The 8,505-nt window shown below is 48.3% G+C and carries 7 protein-coding genes and 1 pseudogene; 1 reads left to right on the top strand and 7 read right to left on the bottom strand.

The features are described from left to right. Positions 1-122 precede the first annotated feature (122 nt). The gene (pfkB, locus tag ACRC27_RS08835; RefSeq protein WP_438630106.1) at positions 123-1,058 is read right to left on the bottom strand and encodes a 1-phosphofructokinase; all 936 of its coding nucleotides are present in this window, start codon (positions 1,056-1,058) and stop codon (positions 123-125) included. 344 nt (positions 1,059-1,402) lie between these two features. Here pfkB and ppiC point away from each other — a divergent pair, with 344 nt between their 5' ends. Next, positions 1,403-1,684 carry a peptidylprolyl isomerase PpiC gene (gene ppiC / locus ACRC27_RS08830; RefSeq protein ID WP_438623984.1) on the top strand — a complete coding sequence of 94 codons (282 nt, stop codon included), beginning with the start codon at positions 1,403-1,405 and terminating at the stop codon, positions 1,682-1,684. 78 nt (positions 1,685-1,762) lie between these two features. On the opposite strand, the gene ACRC27_RS08825 is transcribed toward ppiC, so the two are convergent. From ACRC27_RS08825 to mnmA, 6 genes and pseudogenes are all read right to left on the bottom strand, one after another. After that, complete coding sequence (locus tag ACRC27_RS08825) at positions 1,763-2,938, bottom strand: ribosomal protein uL16 3-hydroxylase (RefSeq protein WP_438623983.1); 1,176 nt, start codon at positions 2,936-2,938, stop codon at positions 1,763-1,765. Between the two features lie 109 nt (positions 2,939-3,047). Continuing rightward, positions 3,048-4,531 (bottom strand): annotated as a pseudogene (gene phoQ, locus ACRC27_RS08820) (two-component system sensor histidine kinase PhoQ). Further along, positions 4,531-5,217 carry a two-component system response regulator PhoP gene (gene phoP / locus ACRC27_RS08815; RefSeq protein WP_438639712.1) on the bottom strand — a complete coding sequence of 229 codons (687 nt, stop codon included), beginning with the start codon at positions 5,215-5,217 and terminating at the stop codon, positions 4,531-4,533. Before phoP ends, phoQ begins: the two are co-directional and overlap by 1 nt. Positions 5,218-5,593: 376 nt before the next feature. Continuing rightward, entirely contained in the window at positions 5,594-6,964 is a 1,371-nt protein-coding gene (gene purB / locus ACRC27_RS08810; protein WP_438630110.1) for an adenylosuccinate lyase, read from the bottom strand. Between the two features lie 64 nt (positions 6,965-7,028). After that, positions 7,029-7,655, bottom strand: a complete 627-nt coding sequence (gene hflD, locus ACRC27_RS08805; protein WP_438623979.1) for a high frequency lysogenization protein HflD — start codon at positions 7,653-7,655, stop codon at positions 7,029-7,031. 5 nt (positions 7,656-7,660) lie between these two features. Next, the coding region (gene mnmA / locus ACRC27_RS08800; protein WP_438639711.1) for a tRNA 2-thiouridine(34) synthase MnmA at positions 7,661-8,505 on the bottom strand (845 nt) is incomplete at its 5' end.

Genomic DNA, 8,505 nt, shown 5'->3' with positions numbered 1-8,505 from the left:
GTTTTACATAGGGTTATTTGCATTATTGAGTGCCCGATGGGGCACTCAATATCCGGCTATATTTGACCGTGTAATCGTGCAGGAAATGTTGCCAGAAATACGGTCAAAACGGCTGGAAAATATTAGGACAATGGGGTGACTTGCGTGCTATTGAGCATATAGTCCAGCGCTTCCATTGATGGAACATGCACACCGTGATCAGCCACTGTCCAGCTGGCCAGTGCGGTTGCAAAGCGTAAGCCCTGTGCCATATCCCAGCCTTTAATGGCCGACCATGCTAACCCTGCCACTAAGGTATCGCCGGCACCCACTTCAGAAACCACATTAATTTCCGGAGGAATACTGCGGCAACCGTCATTTTTGCGTACGGCAATCGCGCCTTGTGAACTGGCTGAAATGACCACGGTATCCACACCAAAACCGAGTAAACGGTGCGCATGCGGTAGAGCCTGTTCGAGCGTGGTGATCTCTTCGCCACACCAGTGCGATAACTCGTGCAAATTGGGCTTGATCAAGTGCGGCCCCGCTTTAATACCTTCAGCCAGTGCCGTCGCACTTGAGTCAAAATAGACTGTAGCGCCTTTTGCCCGTAACGCGCGGATTAACTCAGCATAAAACCAAGGTTCAACACCGCGCGGTAAACTGCCGCTGAGAATAAACAGTGTCTCCGGTGTGGCCTGATGGCGCAACTGATCAAATAAGCGTTGTTGCAGAGCGGTATCAACATGAAACCCGGGAAAGTTAATTTCAGTCATGCGGGCGTTCTCTTCCGCCAGCTTGATATTAACCCGCGTACGGCCATTGACCCGTAAAAACTGATCTTTCAAGCCTTTTTGTTCAAACAGGTTTTCAAAACCCATTTGGTTGTTGTCGCCCATAAAACCGCTTACGGTAACATCGGCGCCTAAATCGGCTAAAATGCTGGCAACGTTAATCCCTTTACCCGCACAGTGGCGGCTAAAATCATTGACCAGATTGAGTTCACCCGGATGTAATTCATCAATGTTACCGGTTAGATCAATTGCCGGATTCAAGGTTACTGCAATCACACGCTGCATCAGCGATGACTCCTAAAAATAAAAATCAGTGACAACGACGACAGGGCTGCCGCTGATAATCAGCAATCAATAACTCAGCTCAATATAATGCCGTTAATCGTTTATACGCTATGATTGTACAAGCTGAAGCGAATCAGCACTAGCTGATTATTCTCAAGACGCAGAGCATTTCAACACAGAAAGCAGTCAGAGTAATGAAACGAGCGGATCATAGCAGATTTGTTATGCCTTTTTAGAATAATTTTCACGAGAATAGTGCGTTTTTAGTTGTAGTAAAACGGGTATTCACATACCAGAGCGATTATACTTTTTAGGATATAGAAAATAGAGCAGGTAAGATAAATATGGCAAATAAGGCCGCAGCAGTACATATTTTAGTGAAAACCGAGAAAGAGTGCATCATGCTCAAGCAGAAATTAGCCGGTGGTGCAGATTTCGGTAAGTTGGCGCGTCAGTTTTCAACGTGTCCTTCAGGAAAGCAGGGCGGCGACTTGGGTGAGTTCAGTAAAGGGCAAATGGTGCGTGCATTTGATCAGGTGGTGTTTTCTGCGCCATTACTGGAGGTGATGGGGCCAGTCAAAACACAATTCGGTTTTCATTTGATAAAAGTGTTGTACCGTAATTAATGTATTCGTTTTATATATGCCGTGGCAAAAATGCCACGGCATGTTTGAAATACGATGAGATACCGTAATAATCAGCGGTTATTCAGCGTCATCATCAAATTCGCTGTCATCAAACTCTTCCCCTGAAATATCTTCAAAATACCAATAGCCGGTATTCACTAATTCCGTCAGCAGAGTCATGAAGGTGGCGTTATTCAGATGCTCGCCCAACTCATCGGCACTGAAAGCCTCAAGATCGCACAGCACCCGACGCGTCTCTTCACTGCCTTTTGGCAGCAGTAACTCTTCGCCGTTAATAAAGCAGCGCTCACCCAGATAAAACGCACGTAGGCCGCCCAAGCGTTGCAGTGTCAGGCCACTTTGCAACATCTCATACAGATCATCAGGCGTAAACTCAGGCTCAGCTTCAACCAGATCAAGCTCGTGGCGAGACTGGCTGATAAAGCTGCCAAACCAGTTGTTGAAGTGGGTTTTATCGCTGAGCAAATCGAGCATCATGCGGTGAATTTTATCCGTTTCGGCAACAGTAATTTCACCCGGCGTGCTGGTTAGCGCCAGATCAGGATCATCATAACGGCGGTTACCCAGATCGTGTGCCAATACATGGTCAGCAAAGCTGCTGATCAGATCGCGTTGATCGGGCGCGCGGTATCCGACAGAGAAACTCATTGAGGTTTCAATAGAGTCACCGTCGTGCGGGAATCCTGGTGGAATGTACAGAATATCACCGGGGTTTAGCTCTTCATCAATAATCGGCTCAAACTTTTCAACATGCAGCAGGCTTGGGTGTGGGCAGTGCTGTTGCAGTGGCAGTTTATCACCAACACGCCAGCGGCGCAGGCCTGAGCCCTGAATGATAAATACGCCATACTGATCAATATGCGGGCCAACGCCACCGTGCGGGGTAGAGAAGGAGACCATCAAGTCATCAAGACGCCAGTTTGGTAGTACCCGAAACGGAGTGATCAGTTTTGCAGCCAGCGGATGCCAATGGTTAACCGATTGTACCAACAGTGACCAGTGCGTTTCCCCAAGGTGATCATAGCTCTCGAATGGGCCATGCTGGGCATTCCACTGCTGATTTTTGAAGCTGACAATGCGGCTGTCTGCTTCTGGCTCGGTGGCAATACCGGCCAGTTCATCGGCAGACATCGGGTCAATAAAATCAGTAAATGCACCGCGAAGAATGACAGGTTTTTTCTGCCAGTAAGTGGCCATAAAAGCGGGCCAATCAATGTTCAGTTGGTACGGCATAGCGCAGAGTATCCTCAAGAGAGTTTATGCGCATTATACGTGTTCTTTGCGGTGCTATCTTGTCTATCTCGGCATTCCAGCGAGTTTTATACTGATTTTATGTGGCCGCTTACTCCTCTTGGTCACCAAAAATAACCGTGACCTGTGCTCCACCTAGCGTGCCATAATCAAAGTGCAGTTCACCTTTGTAGTTTTCGACAATACCCAGCGCGATGGCCAGCCCTAGCCCCTGACCGGGTTTTAAGGTGTCAGCCCGCTGTCCGCGCTGTACAACCATCTGCTGCTTATTGGCCGGAATGCCGGGGCCATCATCATCAACAATCAATATCAGCTGGTTATCCTGCATATTGGCGCGAATAGAGACAAATTCCAGACTGTATTTGCAAGCGTTATCAATGATATTGCCCATGACTTCCATAAAGTCATCTTTATCGCCGCTGAAAATCAGTTCAGGCGAGATATCAAGAGATAGGCTGATCCCTTTACTGGCATAGACTTTATTAAATGCACACATAAGGCATCGAGCATACCGGCCACCGAGGTTAATTTACGGTTAAGTGGCCCATCGTGCGGGCGATCGGCACGGCGCAGGTAATAGCCGATTTGTTGTGAGATCCGGTCAATCTGCTCTTGCAGCACCGGTTCGGCTTCGTCAAAGTGATTTTTTTCGGGGGATAACCGCACAGAGCGCAGGGTAGTTTGCAGCACGGCCAGCGGTGTTTTTAGGCTGTGGGTCAGATCGCCCAGCGTTGCGCGGTAACGCTCTTGCATCTGTTTTTGTGCGGTAATCAGCCGGTTTAAATTGATGATCAGGCGGCGCAACTCCTGCGGCGGTTTCGGGCTGAAATCGAGCTGTTGGCGCTGGTTATTCTCTAGCTCTTCAACCTGCAGAGCAAGATTTGCAATCGGTAATAAACTCCAGTTGGCTGCCAGCCATAAAAGAGGAATGATCAGCAGAACATGTGCCAGTAATACCCACTCAAACAGCAACCAGACATAATCAGCATTTTGTAACTCTTGCGGCACAACATCTAAAGTGACAATGGTCATTGATGGCAGTTCATTACTGGCCGGATAGGTATTCACGGCTACCGAGTAGGTCACAGACTCATCAATATACTCATTGAGACCCGCTTTTAAACGCTCGTTGTTCATCAGCGGGTAGGTGGCTATTGGGTGCGGGCTATCTATCTCATAGAAACCGGGTTTTTTTAGCCACTCAGGGGCTATCGCTTTTTCAAATTCCGGTACATTTTCCAGCCGCCAGAGCAATTTTCCGTCAGCATCATAAATCCATGCCAATAGCATTTTATTGCGCAGCAGGCTGTCGGGTACGTGTACGCTGAGCTTATCTTCTTTCCAGTGTGCGAAATTAACAAATAAATTTCCCTCACTGCTCATAATTCGGTAGGTCGATTTTTCAAACACATAGATATAACCGCCAATCGCCACAACGCCGTACAGCAGTGATAACACGCCGATTAATACGGCGGTTGCCAGCAGAAAACGCAGCCGTAATGACTGAAATTTCAGGTTGCCGATAGCCTGTTTAATACGGTTAATGCCTTGTGTTACCCGAGAAAATATCACCATTATTGGCAACTTAGCTCAAAGCGATATCCCTGACCCCGTACGGTCGTGATCACATCGTTATGCCCATCACTCTCTTCAAGGGCCAGTTTGCGGCGCAGGCGGCCCATCAGCACATCAATGGTGTGGGTTTCACGCAGTTCGGCATCAGCATATAGCTGGAACATCAAGTGATCTTTACTGATCACCTGCTGGTGGTTGCGCATCAGGTATTCGAGGATTTTATACTCAAATGCGGTCAGTTTTACCGGTTGCTGGTGAATAGTGAGTTCGCGGCGTGACAGGTTTAGCTGATACGGGCCGGCGGTCATGTAGGTAGACGCAATGCCGTTACTGCGGCGAAGCAGTGCCTGTAAACGGGCAACCACTTCCTCGAGCTGGAATGGCTTGGTGACATAATCATCAGCACCTGATTCCAGCCCCTGAACTTTCTCTTGCCAGCTTTCGCGTGCGGTGAGTATCAGAATCGGCAATTTTTTTCCAGCGGCTCGCCAGCGGCGGATCAGCGATAAACCGTCTTCATCGGGTAGGCCGAGATCGACCAGCGCGATATCCAGTTCATGCTCTTGCTGAAAATAGTCCGCTTCTACGGCATCTTTTGCCGCATCAACCTGATGCCCTTGCTCTTCAAGCTGCACTTTCAGGTGATGGCGGAGCAGGGCATTATCTTCAACAATAAGAATACGCATTAAAACCTCAAACAGTGACCAATGTAGACAGCGGCGCAGTATGGCTTCATATCCCAATACCGTATTTTATTTAGGGATATAGCTTAAGCGCTGTGCAGCGCCGTTTAACCGCGAAATACGTGCAAAGTGTTATGTTTTACCTGCTATACACTCTAACGTTAAGCGGTATTAACATGCCATATGTTATCTCACACTCTGCAGATTTTTGTTTAAACCTGCGATAAACCAATGCATAAACAAAAAAAGCCGATAACAGTGTTATCGGCTTGAATATACAGCGTATTTTGCCATTTCTTGGCCACTGTTTCGTGGGAATACAGCGGTCAACTCAAGGCAAGTTGTTGTCATACTGTTATTTTTACAGCATGACCTTGTATTATTTTAGTGCATCAACCATCTGCACAGCATGGCCAATATAGTTGGCCGGTGTCATGGCTTTCAGACGAGTTTTTTCATGTTCAGGCAGAGCTAAACCATCAATAAACTGCTGCATACCTTGTGCATCTACGCGCTTACCACGGGTCAGCTCTTTGAGTTTTTCATACGGCTTTTCGATACCGTAACGGCGCATCACGGTTTGAATTGGCTCTGCCAATACTTCCCAATTGTGATCAAGCTCGTTCGCAAGGTTGCCCTCATTCACCTCAAGCTTGCTGATGCCTTTCAGGGTGGATTGATAGGCGATCAGTGAATAGCCTACGCCAACACCCAGATTACGCAGTACGGTAGAGTCCGTTAAGTCACGCTGCCAGCGTGAAACCGGCAATTTAGCCGCCAGATGATCAAACAGTGCATTGGCTAATCCGATATTGCCCTCTGAGTTTTCAAAGTCAATTGGGTTCACTTTATGCGGCATAGTAGAAGAGCCGATCTCTCCGGCAATGGTTTTTTGCTTAAAGTGATTGAGCGCAATGTAGCCCCACATATCGCGGTCAAAATCGAGCAAAATAGTGTTGAAACGAGCAACCACATCAAACAGCTCGGCAATGTAGTCGTGCGGCTCAATTTGTGTGGTGTACGGGTTCCAATTTAGGCCAAGCGAAGTAACAAAACTTTCACTGAAATGGTGCCAGTCAACATCAGGGTAGGCCGCCAGATGTGCGTTGTAGTTACCTACCGCGCCATTAATTTTACCTAGGATCTCAACGTGTTGCAGCTGACGGAATTGGCGCTCTAGGCGGTAAGCCACGTTAGCCATCTCTTTACCGACCGTTGACGGTGTTGCTGGCTGACCGTGGGTACGTGAAAGCAGTGGCATGTCGCGGTAGGTGTGTGCCAGACCTTTGATCTGGTCGATCAGCGTACGCCATACTGGATTTAGCACGTCTGTACGTGCCGTACTCAGCATAAGCCCGTGTGACAGATTGTTGATATCTTCAGAGGTGCAGGCAAAGTGAATAAATTCACTGACCGCATTCAACTCGGGCTGGGCGGCTACTTTTTCTTTCAAGAAGTACTCAACCGCTTTGACATCGTGGTTGGTGGTGCGCTCAATGGTTTTAATCCGCGCAGCATCGGCTTCAGAAAAATCGCTCACAATCTGATCAAGGAAAGCGTTTGCGTCAGCGCTGAGTGCCGGTACTTCAGCAATGCCTTCACAGGCGGCAAGTTTTTGTAACCAGCGAACTTCTACCATTACCCGAAATTTCAGCAAACCAAATTCACTGAAAATGCCACGCAAGGCGGTGACTTTATCGCCGTAGCGGCCATCAATCGGGGATACAGCTGTCAGAGCGGACAGTTCCATGGGGATAAAACTCCTGAGTTCAGATAGTAAACGTTGATACAGAAAATAGAAAAAAGTGGGCCATTTACAGCTCGGCAAGCATACGCTTGGCCTGTTCAGCCAGTTTTCCGCGCGAAAAGACCAGTTGTAATCGGCTTCCACCCACTTGTCGCCACAGTACGGCAGCCCGAATTCCGGCCAACAAACAGGCTCGAATTCGGCTTTGGACAAGGCTATTTTGCAGATGGGTTGGATTACCGGTTACCTGAATACGCGGTCCGAGAGGGCTGATGACATCAACATAAATCTCGGCAACGGCACTGACCATTTGTTCATCGAGCAGATCAAAATGGGCAAGTTGGCGATCAAGCCGTGTAATGCGGTCAGACAATACCGAAACGCTGTCTTTGCGGGCAGAGAGCTTTTTCTCGAGGATGATTAGCCCGATTAAGTAGCGGGTCAATTGGCTGTCTTGCTGCCCCTTCATGCCAGATAACTGGTTAATCAGCGTCTCTAATCCAAGGCGCAGATTTAGCGGCTCATTATCAAAAACGGCCAGCGTTGATGTAGGAGATGTTTGTAAAATGCTATGTAGCGAAGCGCGAAGCGCCTCGCTGTGGCTGTTTCCATCGCGTGCAATCTCTTGCACTAATCTCACTGCCTGACACATGCCGGAAAGTGCAATGACAACATCCGTGGTATTTTTTGCCACTGAAATCACTCCTTGATTTGCGCCTCAATAATACCGCCGCCCAAGCACACTTCACCGGCATAAAATACGGCAGATTGGCCGGGGGTCACGGCAATTTGTGGCTCATCAAAACGCACTTCGATTTTATCATCACCAAGCGGGGTGATAGTGCACGGAATATCCTGCTGGCGATAACGGGTTTTCACCGTACAGCGGAAAGGTGCGGTAACAGTGTGGCGATCAACCCAGTGTAACTGCTGTGCAATCAAACCGTTTGATTTTAGACGCGGGTGATCATGGCCCTGTGCAACAATCAGCTGATTATTTTCCACATCTTTTTCAACCACATACCACGCCTCTTCCGAACCCTCTTTGGTTCCGCCAATCAGCAACCCTTTACGCTGGCCGAGCGTGTGATACATCAGACCCTGATGCTCGCCCATGACAATACCGTCAACACTGACGATTTTGCCCGGTTGTGCCGGCAGGTAACGGCCTAAAAATTCTGTGAATTTACGTTCACCGATAAAGCAGATCCCCGTAGAGTCTTTTTTCTTGGCGGTGATCAGCCCAATCTCTTCGGCAATGCGGCGAACTTCTGGTTTTTCAAGTTCACCGACAGGGAACAGGCTTTGTGCAACTTGTTCAGATCCCAGCGTATACAGGAAATAGCTCTGATCTTTATTTTGATCAAGCCCGCGCAACAGTTGTACCTGACCATTTTCATCACGATCAGAGCGGCGTACATAGTGGCCGGTAGCAATATAATCCGCGCCTAAATCTTCGGCGGCGAACTCTAAAAAGGCCTTAAACTTAATCTCTTTATTGCACAGAATATCAGGGTTTGGCGTGCGGCCCGCTTTGTACTCTT

Origin of the sequence: Plesiomonas sp., from assembly GCF_051650925.1 — a bacterium.
Taxonomy (GTDB): Bacteria; Pseudomonadota; Gammaproteobacteria; order Enterobacterales; family CAMTGL01; genus Plesiomonas.
Note: the sequence above shows the minus strand (reverse complement) of the source record. Positions and strands in the feature narration are given on the sequence as shown.